Here is a 17,728-nt window from a genome sequence, read left to right as displayed (position 1 = left end):
TCACCGTCTCTGCCGTGTCAAACCGTGTGTCCCGGTCTGTCGTGCTTCGTACGGATCCGGCACCGGTGAGCGCGCGCAGCGGCGAACCACTGCTCGTGATCATCGGATTTGGCAGGCCGGCCGTCGTGGTCTCCCACGATCTCGCCCGGTTCCCCGCCGATCGTCAACCTTACCCGGTCGGTTTCGCCGCTCCAAATCCGCCCTGCGGCAGATCCGGTGGCCCCGCCCGGCTCGCCCCCGGAGGGTCGAGCTGTGCTGTCCGGCGCTCCGGCCTCCCAGGACTTTCGCCCTGTTTCGTCCGTTCCGCGCTGGCAGAGAGAAAGTTACGCGTCCCGGGGTTTCAACGTCAAATCGGGGGGTAGAGGCCCGCGTCACACCATTCGTGACCGAAGATACCCGCAGCTCAGCGGGTCAGCCCCGGCTTCGGGCGCCCCGCCAGCCCCGTACGCCGAGGACACCGACCGTGGTGCCGATCGCCAGCGACGCCGCGATCAACAGGGCGTGGATCCAGAGGAACCCGGTGGGCGTCCCCTCGCCCACGACGCCGCCGGCCCACGCGCGGGGGTCGTTCCAGATGGCGACGGCGAACCGGGGCCAGATCACCCACGTCCACACGCCGACCCCGACGAGGAAGAGCGCCCAGCCGCGCGACAACACCATGGTCCGCGAGTATGCCAGCGGGCCCGCGACGCGTACCCCGTTTGGTCTGTGAGGGGCGCACGGACGGCGGCCTGGCGGTCTATCGTGGAAGCGTGGTCCGGCCCTGCACCCTCGCGCCGGAGGCCGTCGACGGCCTCCCGGTGGGTGCCGCGCCGGTGCCGCCCGGCAGCTCCGGCGACGGCCGCGAGCGCATCCTGGACGTCCTGCGTGCCGGCGGACTGCGGTTCCGCGCCGGCGGGCGATGGCGCACCGGCTCCCTGATCTGACGAGCCGATCCACCCGACCTCCGACGGGCATTCGCCCGAGGTCGGTGCGCGCCCGCGCGCCTCCCACCGCTTCCACGGCACGAAAGGCACATCCCCATGTCCGTCGCACGGATGCTCACCGGTGACCGCCCGACCGGGCGGCTGCACCTCGGCCACTACGTCGGCAGCATCGCCAACCGGGTGCGGCTGCACCAGCGTTACGAAAGCTTCTTCATCATCGCCGACCTGCACATGCTGACCACCCGCAACACCCGCGAGGACATCGCCGCGGTGTCCCGCAACGCCCGGGAGATGGTCACGGACATCCTCGCCGCCGGCGTCGACCCCGCGCGGGCCACGTTCTACCTCCAGTCGGCCATCCCCGAGGTCGGCGACCTGAACACCCTGCTGCAGAACCTGGTGACCGTGCCCCGGCTGGAACGGGTGCCGTCGCTCAAGGACATGGCCCGGGCCGCCGGCAAGGAGGAGATGCCGTACGGACTGCTCGGCTATCCCGTCCTCCAGGCCGCCGACATCCTCTGCGTGAAGGGGCAGGTGGTGCCCGTCGGGAAGGACAACGCGGCGCACGTCGAGGTGACCCGGGAGATCGCCCGCCGGTTCAACCACCTCTACGGGGAGGTCTTCCCCGTGCCGGAGACGATCGCCGCCGAGACGCCGTCGCTGGTCGGCACGGACGGCCGGCGGAAGATGAGCAAGAGCCTGGGCAACACGATCTCGCTCTCCGCCGACGCGGCCACCGTCCGCCGGGCTGTCATGGGGATGTACACCGACCCGAACCGGGTGCGCGCGGACGTCCCGGGCACGGTGGAGGGGAACCCGGTGTTCGCGTACCACGACGTGTTCAACCCCGACCGGGCGCAGGTGGCGGACCTGAAGGAGCGGTACCGGGCCGGCCGGGTCGGCGACGTCGAGGTCAAGGAGCAGCTCGCGGTGGCGCTGAACCGGTTCCTCGACCCGATCCGGGAACGGCGGGCCCGGATCGAGGCCGACGCCGGCCTGGTCGACCAGCTCATCGTCGACGGCACGGAGCGGACCCGGGCCGAGGTGCGGCGCACCCTGGTCGAGGTCCGTCGGGCGATGGGGCTGACGGGGGCGTACCAGCAGGTGCGGCGGCGGGCCGAGCGCGCCCGCCGGGCCGCGGGCACCCGGACCTGACCTGTCGGGTACGCCGGGAGCGGGCTGGCCGGAGCGGGAAACGCGGCAGCGTCCACCGGGCCGGCCGGCTATGCTCCGCCACGTGATCAGCCGCGGCAGCCACGCCACCGCCGACGCGTCCCAGGACGCCCCGGTCGGATCGGTGCGCCGCGAGCGACGCCGGGCTCGGACGAGCCCCCGTCGACGCTGAGCTGACCCACGTTCTCCTGCGACCGGCGGATCGAGCCGCCGGTCGCGTACCCGATCAGGCTCTCGCTCCGTCGGAGTCCCTTCCGGTGGTCCGTCCGACGGCGGGCCCGAGCGAGATCGGCGTACCCATGGATCTGGAGCAGTTGCTGGCCGACCGGCTGGCGCCCGCGTTCACGGCGGTGGCCGGCGCCCCGGTCGACCCGGCCGTGCGGCGCTCGGCGCACGCCGACTACCAGTCGGACGCGGCCCTGGCGCTGGCCCGGCGGCTCGGCCGCCCGCCCCGCGCGATCGCCGCAGAGGTGCTGGGCCGGGCGGTCCTGGGCGACCTGTGCGCGGCGGCGGAGGTGTCGGGGCCGGGCTTCATCAACCTGACCGTCGCCGACCAGGCCCTCGGCGCGGCGGTCGCCGGGCTCGTCGGCGATCCCCGGCTCGGCGTGCCGCGCGTCGCCGGACCGGAGACGGTGCTGATCGACTACTCGGCACCGAACGTGGCGAAGGAGATGCACGTCGGCCACCTGCGGTCCACGATCATCGGGGACGCGACGGCCCGGCTGCTGCGGTGGCGGGGCCACCGGGTGATCCGGGCCAACCACCTGGGCGACTGGGGGACGCCGTTCGGGATGCTGATCGAGCACCTGCTGGACCTCGGGGAGGCCGACGGGGCGGCCGAGCTGTCGGTGGGCGACCTGGACTCGTTCTACCGGGCCGCGCGAGCGAAGTTCGACGCGGACGAGGGGTTCCGGGCCCGGTCCCGGCTGCGGGTGGTCGCCCTGCAGGCCGGCGACGAGCGGACGGTACGGCTGTGGCGGCTGCTGGTCGGCCGGTCGGAGGGTTACTTCCTGGGGGTGTACCGGGCGTTGGACGTGACGCTCACCGAACGGGACTTCCAGGGGGAGAGCCGCTACCAGCCGATGCTCGGCCCGGTGGTCGAGGAGCTGGACCGGCTCGGGCTGCTCCGGGACAGCGACGGCGCCGCCTGCGTCTTCCCGCCCGGCTCGGTGGGCCGGGACGGGGAGCCGCTGCCGCTGATCGTCCGCAAGCGGGACGGCGGGTACGGCTATCCGGCCACGGACCTGGCCGCGCTGCGGTACCGGACCGGCGAGCTGGGAGCCACCCGGCTGCTGTACGTGGTGGGCCTGCCGCAACGGCGGCACTTCGAAATGGTCTTCGCGGTAGCCGCTGCGGCCGGCTGGCTGCCCGGGGCGGCCCGCGCCGAACATGTGGGCTTCGGCTCGGTCCTCGGCGCCGACGGGCGGATGCTCCGCAGCCGGGCAGGCGCCCCGGTCAAGCTGGCCGACCTGCTGGACGAGGCGGTGGCGCGGGCCACCGAGTTGGCCCGGCGCAAGAATCCCGGGCTGGATGCCGCGGAAGTGGCCGAGGTGGGCCGGGCGGTCGGCATCGGCGCGGTGAAGTACGCGGACCTCGCGACCGACCGGCACCGGGACTACGTCTTCGACTGGGACCGGATGCTGTCCCTGGACGGCAACACCGCCCCCTACCTGCAGTACGCGTACGCGCGGATCCGGTCGCTCTTCCGGCGGGCGGGGGCGGACGGGCTGCCGGCGGCGGTGGAAGCCGCACGGGTGCCGCTGGCGGACCCGGCGGAGCGCGCACTGGTGTTCGCGCTGCTCGGCTTCGCCCCGGTGGTGGTCGAGGTGGAACGGACGTTGGAGTTTCACCAGCTCGCCGGCCACCTGCACCGGGTGGCCGCGGCGTTCAGCGCGTTCTACGAGCGGTGCCCGGTGCTGCGCGCGGAGGGGGCCGTCCGGGAGGGCCGGCTGGTGCTGTGCGGGCTGACCGCGCGGGTGCTGCGGCAGGGCCTGGACCTGCTGGGCATCCGCACCCCGGAACGGATGTGAGGCGCGCGGAAAGCGGCGGCCAGGCGCTCACGGTCAGTCCTCCGGGTCCGGGTTGTCCCGGAGGATGCCGTTGAGGTAGAGCGACTCGCGGCAGGTGGTGGCGCGGGGGGCGTTGGCCGGGGTGCCGGGGCGGCGGCAGACCACCGTGAGGGTCACCCGGCCCCGGGCGGGAACGCGGATCGGGGTGACCGAGTGGTAGTCCTGGTTGCGGAAGTTCTCCAGGGCGTAGGTGACGACCCGCACCTGGTTCGCGGTGACCGTCAGCGTGCCCTCGTCCCCCTGCACGTTGTCGACCAGGAAGTCGGTGAGCAGGAACGTCTTGCCCGCCGGGACGGTGTAGCTGCGCTCCGCCGAGCCGTTGGGGCTGGTGCGGAAGGTGATGGCGACGGAGAACTGCTCCCCGCCGAGGCCACCGGCACCGGCGGGGCCGCCCACCCCGCTGCCGTCGGTGCTGCCGTCGCCGGGGGTCCCGCCGCCCGGGGTGCCGGCACCGGGCGGGGTGGTCGTCGGGGCCGGGTTCGGCGCGGCGCTGGGCACCGGCTCGCCCCGCGCGACCTGCCGGGCCTGCTCCGCCTCCACCGCCTCCCGGGCGGCGGTCTCCACCTGCGGGCGCAGCAGCCCGAACCAGAGGGCCAGCAGCGCCAGGAGCAGCGCAAGCAGGGCCGCCAGCAGCTTCAGCAGCCCGGCCGAGATGATCGGGCGCTGGACGAAGACGGCGTCGAGGCCACGGGCCCGGCCGTCCGAGGTGCGCAGCTCGACGGCGAACGGGTACTCCTTCGGCGCGCCCCACCAGAGCAGCCGGCGGGCGCGTACCCGGAGGGGGGTCTCGGCGCGGGTGCCGTTGGGCACGGTGACCGGCTCGGCGGGCAGCGCGAACGTCACCTGGTCGGTGCCCTCGGCGGCGGCGAGGCCGACCTGCTCGGTGACGTTGCCGAGGTTGTCGGTGTCGATGCGGTAGCGGGCCCCGCGCAACCCGCTGCGCGACGGCGGCTGCACCTGCGCGGCCAGCTCGGAGAACGGCTCGACGGTGAGGATGCCCTCCTCCACCACGGCGGAGTCGGGGTATTCGGCGGGGACCACGCGGACGCCGAAGGGCCGGTCGCCGGCGTCCACCCGGGCGGAGCGGGGCGGGCGGAAGGTGACCGTGACGGTGTCCGAGCCCGCCGGGTAGAGGTTGAGCGTGGGCGGCTGCACGGTCACCCACTCGCCCGGCACGCCGAGGATCTCGAACCGGTACGCCTCGACCGTGTCGCCGGCGTTCCGCACGGTGACCGGGACCTCGACCTCGCCGCCGGGGGCGACGCTCACGGAGGTGCTGGCCAGATTCGCCGATGCGCGCATCTGCTGGAGCGTAGGAGCGCTTCTGCGGCCTGTCAGGGGCCATCGGGGTACGACGGCGGGCAGAGGTCGCTGCCCGCCGGGCGACGTTAAGTACACGCAAAGACACCGCGCCCATACTCGCCGTGCCGTCGGCCCGCCGGCCGTCGGCACGGGGAGAGGAGGCGAGGATGCAGCGGATACCGGTCTACGTGCACGCGACGGATCCGATCTCGTGGACGGGCGTGACGGGGCAGCTCACGGGTCGTCCCGAGGTCAGGGTCCTGGCCCAGGCGGACGCCGCCGAGGCGGCGGTCACCCTGGTCGTCGTGGACAGCCTGACCCCGCCGGTGGTGCAGGCCCTGCGGCGGCTGCGCCGGGAGCAGAACCGACTGGTGCTGGTGCCGGCCACCATCGACGACGCCCAGCTGTCGGCCGCCGTCGAGTGCGGGGTGGTGGGGGTGGTACGCCGCAGCGAGGCGTCCGCCGGCCGCCTGGTCGAGGTGATCCTGTCGGCGGCGCGGGGCGAGGGGAGCGTCCCCGCCGACCTGCTCGGTCGGCTGCTGAACCAGATGCGCCGGCTCCAGCGGGAGGTGCTCGACCCGCGCGGGCTGAGCCTGGGCGGGCTGAGCTCGCGGGAGGTGGACGTGCTGCGGCTCGTCGCCGACGGGTTCGAGACGCGGGAGATCGCGGCGAAGCTGTCGTATTCGGAGCGCACGGTGAAGAACGTGGTGCACGGCATGACGACCCGGCTGCACCTGCGCAACCGGGCGCACGCGGTGGCGTACGCGCTGCGGCACGACCTGATCTGAGCGGCCGGATCCGGGCCGCACCGGCGGGCCGGCCGGGGCGGGGCCGGGGTCGCCGGTGCGGGCGGGTGTTGCCCGTACCGGCGGCGGTTCTGCCCCGGTCCCTGGCCGGCGGTCCCTGTGCCGGGCGACGGCGGGCGGCCACGATGGCCCTCTGGGCCCTGCGCGACGTGGCCGCCCGCCCGCCGTCTCCCGTCGAGGTGCCGATTGCGTCCCACCCGAAGGTCTCCCCTCGTCGCCGCCGCGACGGCGGTCGCCGCGTTGCTGGGCGCGTGGGCGCTGGGCGTCCCGCCCGACCGGGCGTCGTACGCCGAGCCGGCCGACCCGCCGCCGGTCACCGACCTGCGGGTGGCATACCTGGGCACCGGGCACCGCAGCATCGGCGTGGTCTCCGGCACCGGGGCGGAGGCGACCGCGCCGCCGTTGTTCGGCGGCGGCCCGGCGCACTTCGACGACGAGGTGTCCGCCACGGGGGACGTGGTCGTCTGGGTCAGCCGGCGCGGGTCGGAGCTGGCCCAGCTCTGGATGCGCCGTGGCTCGGGGGAGCCGACCTGCCTGGTCGACGACCCGGTGCAGGTGGCCGGGGCGCCGTCGGTGTCGCCGGACGGCACCCGGGTCGCCTTCGAGCAGACCCGGGAGGGCGTGGGGAGCTGGCACGACATCTTCGTGGTCGGCGTCGACGGCACCGGGCTGCGGCAGGTCACCGACGGCACCAACGACAACCGCCGGCCCACCTGGTCACCCGACGGCACGACGCTGGCGTTCGAGCGGCGCGACGACGCGGGCGTGCCGCAGGTGCACCGGGTGCCGGTCGACGGCGGGCCGGTGACCGCGCTGACCGCCCGGCCGGAGGGGGCCGGGGAGCCCGCGTGGGATCCGGACCCGGCGCACGACCGGATCGCGTACACCGCCGCGCCGCAGGACCCGGACGCCCGGCAGATCCACCTGATCAACACCGTCGGGGGCGACGACCGGCTGCTGCTCGCCCCGTCGTGGGACAGCCACCAGCCGAGCTGGTCGCCGGACGGGACGACCCTGGCGTTCCTGAGCCGGACCACCGACGACGGCACGCGGGGGGCGTCCGACCTGGTCTACACGGGGGTGCCGCGCCCCGACTGGTGCCCGTGCGAGGCGGTGCTCCGCCTCGCCGAGGACCGCCTCGTCGGCGATCCCGCCTGGTACGTCCCGCCGGGTGCCGGCGCGCCGGCGCTGGTGGTCAGCCGGACGACCGCACCGGACCGGTACACGGTGACGTTGCAGGACGTCCGTCCCGACGCCACCGACCCCCGTGACCTGGGGCTGACCGTGCTGCGGGAGGACCCGGGGGCGGCGACGGATCCGGACCTGCTGTGGCGGCCCGTCGACGGCGACCCGTGGACGGCCCGCCCCGACTACTCGCCGGACGGCCGGCGGATCGTGGTGAACCGGTTCGAGACCGTGGGCGGCAACCGGGTGTCCCGCCTCTGGATCGTCGACGCCGACGGCGGAAATCCCCGGCTGCTTCCCCTCGCCGGTCGCGGTGCCGCCGACGTCGAGACCGACCCGGTGTGGTCGCCGGACGGCACCCGCGTCGCGTACGCGCTGGCCGGGCCGGGCGGGCCCAGCCGGGTGGTGGTGGCAAACGTGACCACCGGGGAGCACCTGCTCACCGTCGGGTCGGGCGGCGATCCGGACCGCTCCGACAGCCAGCCGGCCTGGTCGCCGGACGGGTCGACGCTGGCCCTGGTGCGGGGCCAGCCGGACGGGGCGGCGGCCGACAGTCACGTGTGGACGGTCGACGCCCGCGACGGCAGCGGGCAGCGGGACCTGACCGCCGTCGGCTGCCCCGGGTGCGTCGGGGCGGACTACGGCCCGAGCTTCTCCCCGGACGGCGGCCGGATCGCGTTCGGGCGGGGCCCCGACGGGCTGGTCGTCACCGGCACCGACGGCGACGACTGCCGGGTGCTGGCGCCGCAGACCCCCGGGGCGGGCTGCGCCGGCCCGCTGGTCGCCCCGCCGGACGGCCCGCACCGGCCCCGGGACGTCGCCTGGTCGCCGGACGGGCACCGGCTCGCCCTCAACTCGCGCCGGTACACCGACCCGGCCAGCCCCGAGTACGTCAAGACGTACGACTTCGACACCGCCGTCTTCGACGGGCTGACCTGGGAGTTCCCCGGCCGGCACCGGAAGCCGACCTGGCAGCGGTCGGTGGACCTGGCCACGGACGTGGCGGAGCCGCCCGCGCCGGTGCGGGTCGGCGAGCGGACGACGCTGACGTTGACGGTGACCGACCGGGGGCCGACCCCGGCGGCGAACGTCCGCCTCGACCTGCGGGTGCCCGACGGGGTCCGGGTCACCGCGCTGGAGCCGGAGGTGGGCTCCTGCCAGCTCGCCCCGCCGGGTTGCGACCTGGGGCCGATCGGGCTGGGCAACACGGTGCGGGTACGCGTGGAGCTGACCGGGGTGACCGCCGGGACGTACCCGCTGGAGTGGACGGTCGGTGGTTGGACGGCCGACGCCCGGCCGTCGGACAACACGGCGTCGGTGCCGGTGACGGTCGTCCCGGTCCCCCCGCCGACGACCACCCCGCCCCCGGCCACCCCGACGCCGACCCCGACGGGCCCGCCGCCCACCAGCCCACCGGCGGCGGGCCTCGACATCACGGTCACGGTCGACCCCGTCCCGGCGTACGTGGGTGGGACGGTCACGGTGACCTACACGGTCCGCAACACCGGCGGCCGGCCGGCGACCGGCATCCGGATCACCCCCGCCCTGCCGGCGGGGGTGCCGGTGCGCAGCAGGCCGGCGGGGTGCTCCGCGACCTCCTGCCCGGTCCCCGACCTCGCCCCGGGCGCCCGCCGGTCCCTGGAGTTCGTGCTGGCCCCGGGCGCGGCCACGTCGATGACGGTGCGCGGCACGGTGGCCGCCGACGGGGGTCTCGACGACACCGCCCAGGCGCCGTTCCGGGTGCTGCAGCCCCGGATCGTCGCCGTGCCGGCCATCGGGCCGCCCGGCTTCGTCACCTCGGTCCGGGGCACCGACTTCCCGCCCGGCGTGCCGGTGCGGCTGGCCTGGGACGTCGGCCTGACCGCGGCCGCGAATCCGGCCGTGCCGGCGGCCGACGGCACCTTCGCCGCGCAGCTGCTGGTGGTGCCGCGCGACCAGCTCGGCCCTCGAAGGATCCTGGCCACCGGCGCGGGGTTCGGCACCGTCCGCACCGACTTCCGGGTGATCCTGCCCGCCCAGCAGCCGCCCGGCCTGCTGTTCCGTGGCTGGTGAGGGGACGACGAGGATGATCCACGAGGTGGACGAGGCGCTGCACGCGCTGCTGACCGAGGAGATGCTCGCCGGCACCGACGTGCAGCTCGCCTTCGACGCGCCGACCCGGGAGTGGGAGGCCCGCCGCAACGCCCCGACGGTGAACCTGTTCCTCTACGACGTACGCGAGGAGATGACCCACCGTCGGGAGGGCCGGGTCGAGGAGTACGACGCCGACGGCGCGGTCGTCGCCGAGCACCGCCCGCCCCGGTACTTCGCCCTGTCGTACCTGGTGACGGCGTGGACGGCGCAGCCGCAGGACGAGCACCGGCTGCTGTCGGTGCTGCTGGCCGGGCTGGTCGTGCACGACGTGCTGCCGCCGTCCCGGCTCGTCGGCGGGCTGGCCGCGCTGGGGCTGACCGTGCCGATGAGCGTCGCGGTGCCGCCGTCGCGGGACCGGGGGCTCGCCGACATCTGGTCGGCCCTCGGCGGTTCGCTGAAGCCGTCGCTGGACCTGGTGGTGACCACGCCGATCGCGGCGTCCGCGACCTTCGCCGCCCAGCCCGTCACCGACGGGCTCCGGCTGCGCGCCGCCGACCGGGCCGAGCCCGTCGCGGGCGGGGAGACGCGGCGGCTGCGCCACCCCGAGCCGGTGGACACCACGACCCCGATCGGCGTACGTCGGGCGCGGGGCACCGCAGCCGAGCGGCAGCGCCGGCAGGGCACGGGCGGGCCCATCCGGGGCGGCCGGCGGTGAGCGCTGCCGTCGAGGCGGAGCCCGGTGCGGCCGCGCCGGAGGGCCCACCTTCCGGTGCCCGGCGGTCCGATCGGGTCGAGCCGGCCGGCACCACGTACCTGCGGGCCCGGCTGTTCCTCGTGGAGCAGCGGGTCCGGCGGGCCGTCGCGGCGGCCCGCGCGGCGGACCCGGCCCCGGACGACCCGCTACGCGGGCTGCACGTCTCCGACGACGACGCCTGGCGGCTCGCCGACGGCCCGGCCCCGCCCGTCCCCGACGAGATCGCGGCGGAGGCGGTGGAGACGGCCGACCGGTGGGCCGACGGGGCCCGGGCGGCGGGCGCCCGGGTGCCGCTGCGGGAGGTGGCCGAGGAGTTCCGGCTGGGCCCGCTGGACGTGGAGGTGCTGCTGATCGCGCTCCTGCCCGACCTGGACCGGCGCTACGAGAAGCTGTACGGCTACCTCAACGACGACGTGACGCGCCGCCGCGCCACGACGGGGCTGGCCCTGTCGCTCTGCGGCGTCTCCCCGGCCGCCGGCCCGGCCCGCGCCCGCCTCGCCGACACCGGGCCGCTGGTGGCCGGGGGACTGCTCCTGGTCGAGGAGCCCGACCGGCCCTTCCTGACCCGTTCACTGCGGGTGCCGGACCGGGTGGCCGGGCACCTGCTCGGGCACGCCGGCGTGGACGAGCGGCTCGACGGCCTGCTCCGTCGGTCGGGTCGGCCGGGGGCGTCGGCGGGGCCGGTGGCCGCCGGGTTGGCGGCGGCGATCCGCGCCGGTGACCGGTTGGCCTACCTGCGCGAGGAGCCCGGCGGGGCGGCCGACGAGGTGGCCGCCGCCGCCCTCGCTGCGGCCGGTCGGGGCGTCCTCGCCCTCGACCTGGACGTGTTGGGCGTCGACCCCGCGCCGGAGGAGGCCCTGGCCTGCGCGGTGCGGGAGGCCCGGCTGCGGCGGGCCGGGCTGGTCTTCGGCCCGGTCGACGCCCTCGACCCGGCGGCGGGCGCGGCCCCCGCCCGGCTGCTGCGCCGGCTCGCCGGCCTCCCGGTGCCGGTGCTGCTCACCGGGCGGCTGCGCTGGGATCCGCACTGGGCGGAGGAGTCCCCGCTGCTGGTGACCGCCCACCCGGTCGGGGCAGCAGAGCGGGCCCGGCTGTGGCGGGACACCCTGGCCGGCCGGTCGACGCGGCTGGCGGACGATGTCGACCCGGAGCGGGAGCTGTCGGCGTACGTGCTGTCGCCCGACCAGACGCGGCGGGCGGCGGTCGCGGCGGCGCAGCAGGCGGTGCTCGACGGTGCCGACCGGGTCGCCGCCCGGCACGTACGGGCCGGGGTGCGCTCGCAGAACGCGGCGGCGCTGGAGAAGCTGGCCCGGCGGGTGGAGCCCGCCGTCGGCTGGGACGACCTGGTCCTCCCGGCCCCGGTGCGGGAGCAGCTCACCGAGCTGGCGCTGCGGGTCCGCCACCGCGAGCAGGTGCTGGGCGGCTGGCGGCTGCGCCCCGGCGGCGGGCGGGGCCACGGGGTGACCGCCCTGTTCGCCGGGGACTCCGGCACGGGCAAGACGATGTCCGCCGAGGTGGTCGCCGCCGACCTGGGGCTCGACCTGTACGTGGTGGACCTGTCCACCGTCGTCGACAAGTACGTGGGTCAGACCGAGAAGAACCTGGAGCGGATCTTCACCGAGGCGGCCGGGGTGAACGGGGTGCTGCTGTTCGACGAGGCCGACGCGATCTTCGGCAAGCGATCGGAGGTCAGCGACGCCCACGACCGGTACGCGAACCTGGAGAGCGCGTACCTGTTGCAGCGGATGGAGTCGTTCGACGGCGTGGCGGTGCTGACCACGAACCTGCGGGCCAACCTGGACGAGGCGTTCCTGCGCCGGCTCGACGTCGTCGTGGACTTCCCGACCCCGGACGCGGCGCAGCGGCGGGCGTTGTGGGACCGCTGTCTCGGCGGCGAGCTGCCCCGGGCCGACGACGTCGACCTGGACCGCTGCGCGCGGGACTTCGAGCTGAGCGGGGGCGGTATCCGGGCGTGCGTGGTCAGCGCCGGCTATCTGGCCGCCGAGGCGGGCGGCCCGGTGACGATGGCGATGCTGGTGGCCGCCGCCCAGCGCGAGTACCGCAAGTTGGGCCGCCTGGTGCTGCCCCGAGACACACCGACCGGCCGGGTGCCGCACCGTCGCTGACCCGCCGCGCCCGGCGGGCACGCGCTGGACGCGGCTGGGGACGGCACGGTCACCGCGACGACCGGCGCGACCCGGTCAGAGCGAGACGGTCCACTCGTGGTCGCCGGCGGCGGCGTGGTCGATCGCGCCGCTCTGCGGCGGGTCGTCCGGGTCGAAGTCGGAGGTGAGGGTGTGCACCATCTCCGGGCTGCTGACCCAGGTCTGGCTCTCCACGTCCCGCCGCCTGACCCGCCACCGGAACCGCACCTCGTACTCGGCGAGCCAGCTGCCCTCGCCGATCGCGCTGGTGGTGGAGAAGCCCGGATCGTCGTTGAAGACGATGGCCGCCGGCATGGTTTGGATGACCGGGTTGGAGTAGTTCGGGCGGTACGGCCCGTCCTGCACCCAGGGCCGGTTGACGCGCTGCGGGGAGCCCACCTCGCCGTCCTCGTCCACTGTGTAGGCGACGAACTGGTCGGTGACCTCCTGCCGGAAGTCGTAGAGCGTCGCCGCCGACAGCGCCGCGTTGTCCGGCCGGTGCAGGGTGGCCACCTGGGTGAACCCGATGGACTGGCGCGTGTCCAGTCGCTGGGTGGCCGGGCCGGTGTAGGAGGAGGTGAAGGTCAGCCGGGGAGCGTTGAGGTCCGCCTCCGGTTTGGACTTCGACCGGGTGGCCCGGCCGCTGTACGGCTCGCTACGGTTGGTCGCCCTGGTGCCCTCCGCCTTCGGCAGCCGCTGCACCGGGGTCTGCGCGCCGGGGCCGGCGAGGGCGGGCAGCTCGACGGTGGCCGGGTCGGCCTGCGCCGGGACGTCGGTGGCGAGGGCGCGGTGGGCGTTGGCCTCGGCCTCCCGTTCGAACCGGTCGCCCGGGTCACTGACCCGCAGGCCGGAGCCGTTGTCGGTGCCCGCGACCGGGCCGAGCCGCTGCTGGATGACGTGGGTCAGCTCGTGGGCCAGGGTGTGCCGGTCGCCGCCATCCTCGCCGAGCACCACGTGGTCGCCGGACGTGTACGCCCGCGCGCCCAGCTCGGCCGCCGAGGTGCGCGCGGTCGTGTCGTCGTGGATCCGCACGTCGGAGAAGTCCGACCCGAGCCGGGCCTCCATGTCGACCCGGGTCGCCTCGTCGAGCGGCCGCCCGCCGCCACGCAGCACCTCGTGCACGGTGGAGCGCTGGACGGCGGGGGCGTCGTGGCCGCAGCCCGCGCCGTGCTCGTGCCGGTCGCGCTCGATGGCCCGGGTCGCCGCGCGGTTGCCCACGGCTCGTTGCAGCGTGAGGATCTCCCCGGGGCTGTGCCTCGCAGCGACGCCGACGCCGGGTGCGGGTGCGGGTGCGTCGCCGCGCCGGCCGCCGGGTGGGGCGGGGCGGGGCCGCTCCTCGCGTGAGCTGGATGTCGCTGCGGGCCGCTGCGCGCGCACGTCGGCACCTCCTCGTTGCGAGGGCGGGCATCGACGTACACGGTAGTCCCGGCTCCGCGGTCCGGTCGAGGTGCGCGCGGACAGGATCAGAGGCCGGTGCGACCGGGCCGGCCTGCGGGACGGGTGCCCGCCGGGCGGCGCACGTCCGGCGGGCACCCGCACCCCTGCCCCTGCGGCGCGGGACTCTGCCCCCGCGCGGCCCGTAGGGACCTTCCCGCCGGCTCCCCGGCCGAGCAGGCTGGCCAGCGTCCGCCGACCTGGCAGAGGAGCTTGCATGCCGACGTACCTGTCCCCGGGCGTGTACGTGGAGGAGGTGCAGAGCGGTTCGCGTCCCATCGAGGGCGTCGGGACCGCCGTCACCGCCTTCCTGGGATTCGCCGAGAAGGGGCCCTTCCACGCGCCGACCCTGGTCACCAACTGGAGCCAGTACGTCCAGCTCTTCGGCGGGATGGTCGAGGGCGCCTACCTGGCGCACGCGGTGTACGGGTACTTCGCCAACGGCGGGGGCGTCTGCTACGTGGTGCGGATCGGCGACCCGTCGACCGGCCGGACGACCGGCGGCCGGGGCGGGCAGAAGGCGCTGCCCGCCGGGGAACCGTCGGCGCTCGGCACGTTCCGGGTGGCCGCCCTCCCCGCCGGCGGCGGCGAGATCAGCGTGGAGGTCGCCGACGTCGAGGGCGAGGGGGCCGGCGAGGACCGGTTCCGGCTCGTCGTGCACCGGGACGGCCAGGTGGCCGAGGAGTACGACGGCTCGTTCCGGCGCAACAGCAAGACCTCGGTGGTCAGCCAGGTCCGCGAGCGGTCCAAGCTGATCACCATGGAGGAGGTCGGCCCGGCCAACGCGCTGGCCCGGCCCGCCAACCAGACGGTCACCCTGGCCCCGGCCACCGCCCCCGGCGACGCCGTGCCGGCCGCCCTCACCGCCGGCGAGTTCGCCGGGGACGTCGACTCCCGCACCGGCCTGGCCGGCCTGGAGGCCATCGACGAGATCACCATGGTCGCCGCGCCGGACCTGATGGGGGCGTACCAGCAGGGGGTCGTCGACCTGGAGGCGGTCAAGGCCGCCCAGCTCGCCCTGATCTCGCACTGCGAGCAGATGGGCGACCGGATGGCCCTGCTCGACCCGCCGCCGGAGTTGACCGCCCAGCAGGTGCGCGCCTGGCGGCAGGACGAGGCCGGCTACGACTCCCGGTACGCGGCCCTCTACTACCCCTGGGTGAAGGTGTTCGACCCGAGCACCGGCCGGGCCGTGTTCATGCCGCCGAGTGGGCACCTCGCCGGCCTCTGGTCCCGCAACGACACCGAGCGGGGCGTGCACAAGGCCCCCGCCAACGAGGTGGTGCGGGGCGTGGTCGACCTGCAGAACAACGTCACCAAGGGCGAGCAGGACCTGCTCAACCCGATCGGGGTCAACTGCATCCGGGCGTTTCCCGGGCGCGGCGTCCGGGTCTGGGGCGCGCGCACCCTCTCCTCCGACCCGGCGTGGCGCTACATCAACGTCCGGCGGCTGTTCAACTACGTCGAGGAGTCCATCCTCCTCGGCACGCAGTGGGTGGTGTTCGAGCCGAACGACCAGCGGCTGTGGGGCACGATCCGGCGCAACATCACCGCCTTCCTCACCGAGGAGTGGCGGCGGGGCGCGCTGTTCGGGGCGACCGCCGCGGAGGCCTTCTACGTCAAGTGCGACCAGGAGACCAACCCCCCGGAGGTGATCGACCGGGGCCAGGTGGTGTGCGAGATCGGCATCTGCCCGGTCAAGCCCGCCGAGTTCGTCGTCTTCCGGCTGGCGCAGTTCTCCGACAGCACCAGCCTGGTCAGCGACTGACCGAACAAACCCTGACGAAAGGCGGCCACGATGGCCAGTGGTGACACCCTTATCGTGCACAGCTTCCAGGTGGAGCTGGGCGGCATCCAGGTGGAGCTGGTGCAGGAGGTCAGCGGCCTGACCGTCGAGCTGGACTCGATCGAGGTCAAGTCGGTGACCGCCACCGGCGAGCTGATCATCCGGAAGATCCCGGGGGCCCGGAAGGCCGGCGAGGTCACCATCACCCGGGGGCTCGACAAGAGCAGCGCCTTCACCGACTGGATCAAGGAGACGTTCCTGAAGGGCGCGGTGGAGGCGGCCCGGCAGAACATCAGCATCATCCTCAACAACGCCGACAAGTCCGAGACGCGGCGCTTCGACCTGTCCAACGCGTGGGTGAGCAAGTGGGAGGGGCCGGGGCTGAAGGCCGGCGACCCGACGGCGGCGACCGAGAAGGTCACCGTGGTCTACGAGGAGATCAGCGCGCAATGAGACGCCGTGGTGTCTCGGCCGGGGGCCTCGACACCCTCGTCGACCCGGCCGGCGGCCCGGAGGAGGCCGCCTCGCCCGTGGTCGCGCCGGTCGCGCCCGTCCGGCTCCAGACGGAGTTCACCTTCCAACTTCCCCGGGGGTACGTCGACGAGGACGGCACCGTACACCGGGACGGCAGCATGCGGCTGGCCACCGCCCGCGACGAGCTGGCGCCCCTGGTGGACCTGCGGGTCAAGCAGAACCCGGCGTACCTGTCGATCGTCCTGCTCAGCCTGGTGATCACCCGGCTGGGCACGATCACCCAGGTCCGGGCGGAGGTCGTCGAGCGGCTCTTCGCCTCCGACCTGGCCTTCCTGCAGGACCTGTACCGGCGGATCAACGCCGAGGGGCACACCCTCGCCGAGGTCACCTGCCCGGCGTGCGAGTCGGTCTTCGAGGTGGACCTGGCCGGTGGTCGCCCGGGGGAATCGTGACGTACGGGGCCGACCGGCTCCACGAGGAGGTCTCGTACGTCGCCTACCACTTCCACTGGCCGCGCACCGAGATCCTCGCCCTCACCCACGCCGAGCGGGCCCGGTACGTCGCGGAGATCGCCCGCATCAACACCAGGATGAACGAAGGTCAGTGAGGCGCGATGGGGCTACGCGACAGGATGCGGCGGCTGGCCGCCGGCACCCGCGCCCGGGTGGCCGGCACCGTCGGTGACGCCCGCCCGTCCCCCGCCCCGGCCGGGCCGGCGGGCCCGCCGCCGCCCGGCGACCCGGGCAGCGTCCCCACAGATGCCGGCGACCCCGGCTGGCGGGCGCTGCCGCCGCTGATGCGGGCGGTGTCCACGGGTCCGCTCCAGGTCGCCGACCTGCCCCGGTTCACCGACCGGCTGGCCACCTACCGCGACCCGACCCTGCGCACGCCGCTCGACCACCTGGTCAGCGACCAGGCACCGCTCGGGGTCGTCCACGACCTGGCCCGGCCCCGCCCGGCCCGACCGGACGCCGGCCGGGGGCCGGCTCCACAGTTGCCCGCCGTCCAGCGGAGGGTCGCCGGTCTCCCCGCCGACGGCCCGGGGGCGGACCACCCGGCCGCCGATCCGGCCACCGGCGGCGCGCCGGCCGTGCCTACGCCGGTCCCACCCCTGGCTCCGGCACCGCCCCCGGTGTCGGCACCGGCCTCGACGTCAGCTCCGACCTTGGCGTCGGCCCGGCCCCTGGCTCCGGCCTCGGACCCGGCGACGGCACCGGCGGGGGTTGCGGCACCAGCGGGTGCCTCGCGCCCGCCCCTGGTGGCGGCCACGAAGCCGGCCGGGGCTGCGGCAGGGCCAGGGGCAGGGGCAATGGTCACCGCGCCGCCACCGGGCCCGGTCCGCAGGCTGGCCGGTGCGCCGCTGCCGGCCCGTCGGCCGGCCACGGTCCAGCGGGCCACGCCGCCCGCGACGGCGGCGACGGCCGTCCCCCCTCCGACGGGCCGCCCCCCGTCGGCCGCCGATCCGCGCCCCGCCGGGCCCGTCGCCCCGACCGGCGGCCGGACCCGCACCGTTCCGGCCGCCCCCGGCCCCGCACCCTCCGGCCCCGCACCCTCCGACGCCGCCCACTCCACCGCCGCCCATCTCACCGGCGCCCCGCCCAGCGG

14 protein-coding genes are annotated in these 17,728 nt (G+C 75.5%); 11 read left to right on the top strand and 3 right to left on the bottom strand.

Translation table 11 applies throughout. The features are described from left to right. Window positions 1–411 precede the first annotated feature (411 nt). Window positions 412–660 (bottom strand): SCO4848 family membrane protein, encoded by a 249-nt coding sequence (locus tag LPU61_RS21255; protein WP_043960735.1) that lies wholly within the window; start codon window positions 658–660, stop codon window positions 412–414. 92 nt (window positions 661–752) lie between these two features. Here LPU61_RS21255 and LPU61_RS21250 point away from each other — a divergent pair, with 92 nt between their 5' ends. From LPU61_RS21250 to argS, 3 genes are all read left to right on the top strand, one after another. Then, window positions 753–926, top strand: coding sequence for a hypothetical protein (locus tag LPU61_RS21250; RefSeq protein WP_176734417.1), 174 nt, complete (start codon window positions 753–755; stop codon window positions 924–926). 96 nt (window positions 927–1,022) lie between these two features. Next, window positions 1,023–2,081, top strand: a complete 1,059-nt coding sequence (gene trpS, locus LPU61_RS21245) for a tryptophan--tRNA ligase (protein WP_043960736.1) — start codon at window positions 1,023–1,025, stop codon at window positions 2,079–2,081. A 317-nt stretch (window positions 2,082–2,398) separates the two neighbouring features. After that, entirely contained in the window at window positions 2,399–4,129 is a 1,731-nt protein-coding gene (gene argS, locus LPU61_RS21240) for an arginine--tRNA ligase (protein ID WP_043963525.1), read from the top strand. A 33-nt stretch (window positions 4,130–4,162) separates the two neighbouring features. Here the strand turns inward: argS and LPU61_RS21235 are convergent, their stop codons facing one another. Beyond that, window positions 4,163–5,470, bottom strand: a complete 1,308-nt coding sequence (locus tag LPU61_RS21235; protein ID WP_043960737.1) for a hypothetical protein — start codon at window positions 5,468–5,470, stop codon at window positions 4,163–4,165. Between the two features lie 167 nt (window positions 5,471–5,637). Between LPU61_RS21235 and LPU61_RS21230 the strand changes: the two genes are divergently transcribed. From LPU61_RS21230 to LPU61_RS21215, 4 genes are all read left to right on the top strand, one after another. Continuing rightward, complete coding sequence (locus LPU61_RS21230; protein WP_043960738.1) at window positions 5,638–6,258, top strand: response regulator transcription factor; 621 nt, start codon at window positions 5,638–5,640, stop codon at window positions 6,256–6,258. 204 nt (window positions 6,259–6,462) lie between these two features. Then, window positions 6,463–9,513, top strand: coding sequence for a DUF11 domain-containing protein (locus tag LPU61_RS21225; RefSeq protein WP_229405836.1), 3,051 nt, complete (start codon window positions 6,463–6,465; stop codon window positions 9,511–9,513). 13 nt (window positions 9,514–9,526) lie between these two features. Then, window positions 9,527–10,249 carry a DUF4255 domain-containing protein gene (locus LPU61_RS21220; RefSeq protein WP_077935086.1) on the top strand — a complete coding sequence of 241 codons (723 nt, stop codon included), beginning with the start codon at window positions 9,527–9,529 and terminating at the stop codon, window positions 10,247–10,249. After that, the gene (locus LPU61_RS21215) at window positions 10,246–12,411 is read left to right on the top strand and encodes an ATP-binding protein (protein ID WP_229405835.1); all 2,166 of its coding nucleotides are present in this window, start codon (window positions 10,246–10,248) and stop codon (window positions 12,409–12,411) included. The genes LPU61_RS21220 and LPU61_RS21215 overlap by 4 nt, the downstream gene beginning before the upstream one ends. A gap of 75 nt (window positions 12,412–12,486) precedes the next feature. On the opposite strand, the gene LPU61_RS21210 is transcribed toward LPU61_RS21215, so the two are convergent. Further along, entirely contained in the window at window positions 12,487–13,647 is a 1,161-nt protein-coding gene (locus LPU61_RS21210; protein ID WP_229405834.1) for a DUF4157 domain-containing protein, read from the bottom strand. 433 nt (window positions 13,648–14,080) lie between these two features. Between LPU61_RS21210 and LPU61_RS21205 the strand changes: the two genes are divergently transcribed. The 4 genes from LPU61_RS21205 to LPU61_RS21190 are packed head-to-tail and all read left to right on the top strand — an operon-like array spanning window position 14,081 to window position 16,730. After that, window positions 14,081–15,631, top strand: coding sequence for a phage tail sheath subtilisin-like domain-containing protein (locus tag LPU61_RS21205; RefSeq protein ID WP_043960740.1), 1,551 nt, complete (start codon window positions 14,081–14,083; stop codon window positions 15,629–15,631). A 30-nt stretch (window positions 15,632–15,661) separates the two neighbouring features. Continuing rightward, a complete protein-coding gene (locus LPU61_RS21200; protein WP_043960741.1) occupies window positions 15,662–16,102 on the top strand; it encodes a phage tail protein in 441 nt (146 codons plus the stop codon). After that, the gene (locus LPU61_RS21195; protein WP_043960742.1) at window positions 16,099–16,575 is read left to right on the top strand and encodes a hypothetical protein; all 477 of its coding nucleotides are present in this window, start codon (window positions 16,099–16,101) and stop codon (window positions 16,573–16,575) included. Before LPU61_RS21200 ends, LPU61_RS21195 begins: the two co-directional genes overlap by 4 nt. After that, window positions 16,572–16,730 (top strand): DUF6760 family protein, encoded by a 159-nt coding sequence (locus LPU61_RS21190; RefSeq protein WP_176734419.1) that lies wholly within the window; start codon window positions 16,572–16,574, stop codon window positions 16,728–16,730. Before LPU61_RS21195 ends, LPU61_RS21190 begins: the two co-directional genes overlap by 4 nt. Window positions 16,731–17,728: the final 998 nt, after the last annotated feature.

Origin of the sequence: Micromonospora sp. NBRC 110038, assembly GCF_020884815.1 — a bacterium.
GTDB lineage: Bacteria > Actinomycetota > Actinomycetes > Mycobacteriales > Micromonosporaceae > Micromonospora > Micromonospora haikouensis.
This window is presented reverse-complemented; position numbering and strand designations above follow the sequence as displayed.

Excerpts from the sequence above, each read along its gene's own strand:
- trpS (WP_043960736.1), top strand. The coding sequence starts at position 1,023 with ATGTCCGTCGCACGGATGCTCACCGGTGACCGCCCGACCGGGCGGCTG.
- LPU61_RS21205 (WP_043960740.1), top strand. The coding sequence starts at position 14,081 with ATGCCGACGTACCTGTCCCCGGGCGTGTACGTGGAGGAGGTGCAGAGC.
- argS (WP_043963525.1), top strand. The coding sequence starts at position 2,399 with ATGGATCTGGAGCAGTTGCTGGCCGACCGGCTGGCGCCCGCGTTCACG.
- LPU61_RS21200 (WP_043960741.1), top strand. The coding sequence starts at position 15,662 with ATGGCCAGTGGTGACACCCTTATCGTGCACAGCTTCCAGGTGGAGCTG.
- LPU61_RS21235 (WP_043960737.1), bottom strand. The coding sequence starts at position 5,470 with ATGCGCGCATCGGCGAATCTGGCCAGCACCTCCGTGAGCGTCGCCCCC.
- LPU61_RS21220 (WP_077935086.1), top strand. The coding sequence starts at position 9,527 with ATGATCCACGAGGTGGACGAGGCGCTGCACGCGCTGCTGACCGAGGAG.
- LPU61_RS21195 (WP_043960742.1), top strand. The coding sequence starts at position 16,099 with ATGAGACGCCGTGGTGTCTCGGCCGGGGGCCTCGACACCCTCGTCGAC.
- LPU61_RS21255 (WP_043960735.1), bottom strand. The coding sequence starts at position 660 with ATGGTGTTGTCGCGCGGCTGGGCGCTCTTCCTCGTCGGGGTCGGCGTG.
- LPU61_RS21230 (WP_043960738.1), top strand. The coding sequence starts at position 5,638 with ATGCAGCGGATACCGGTCTACGTGCACGCGACGGATCCGATCTCGTGG.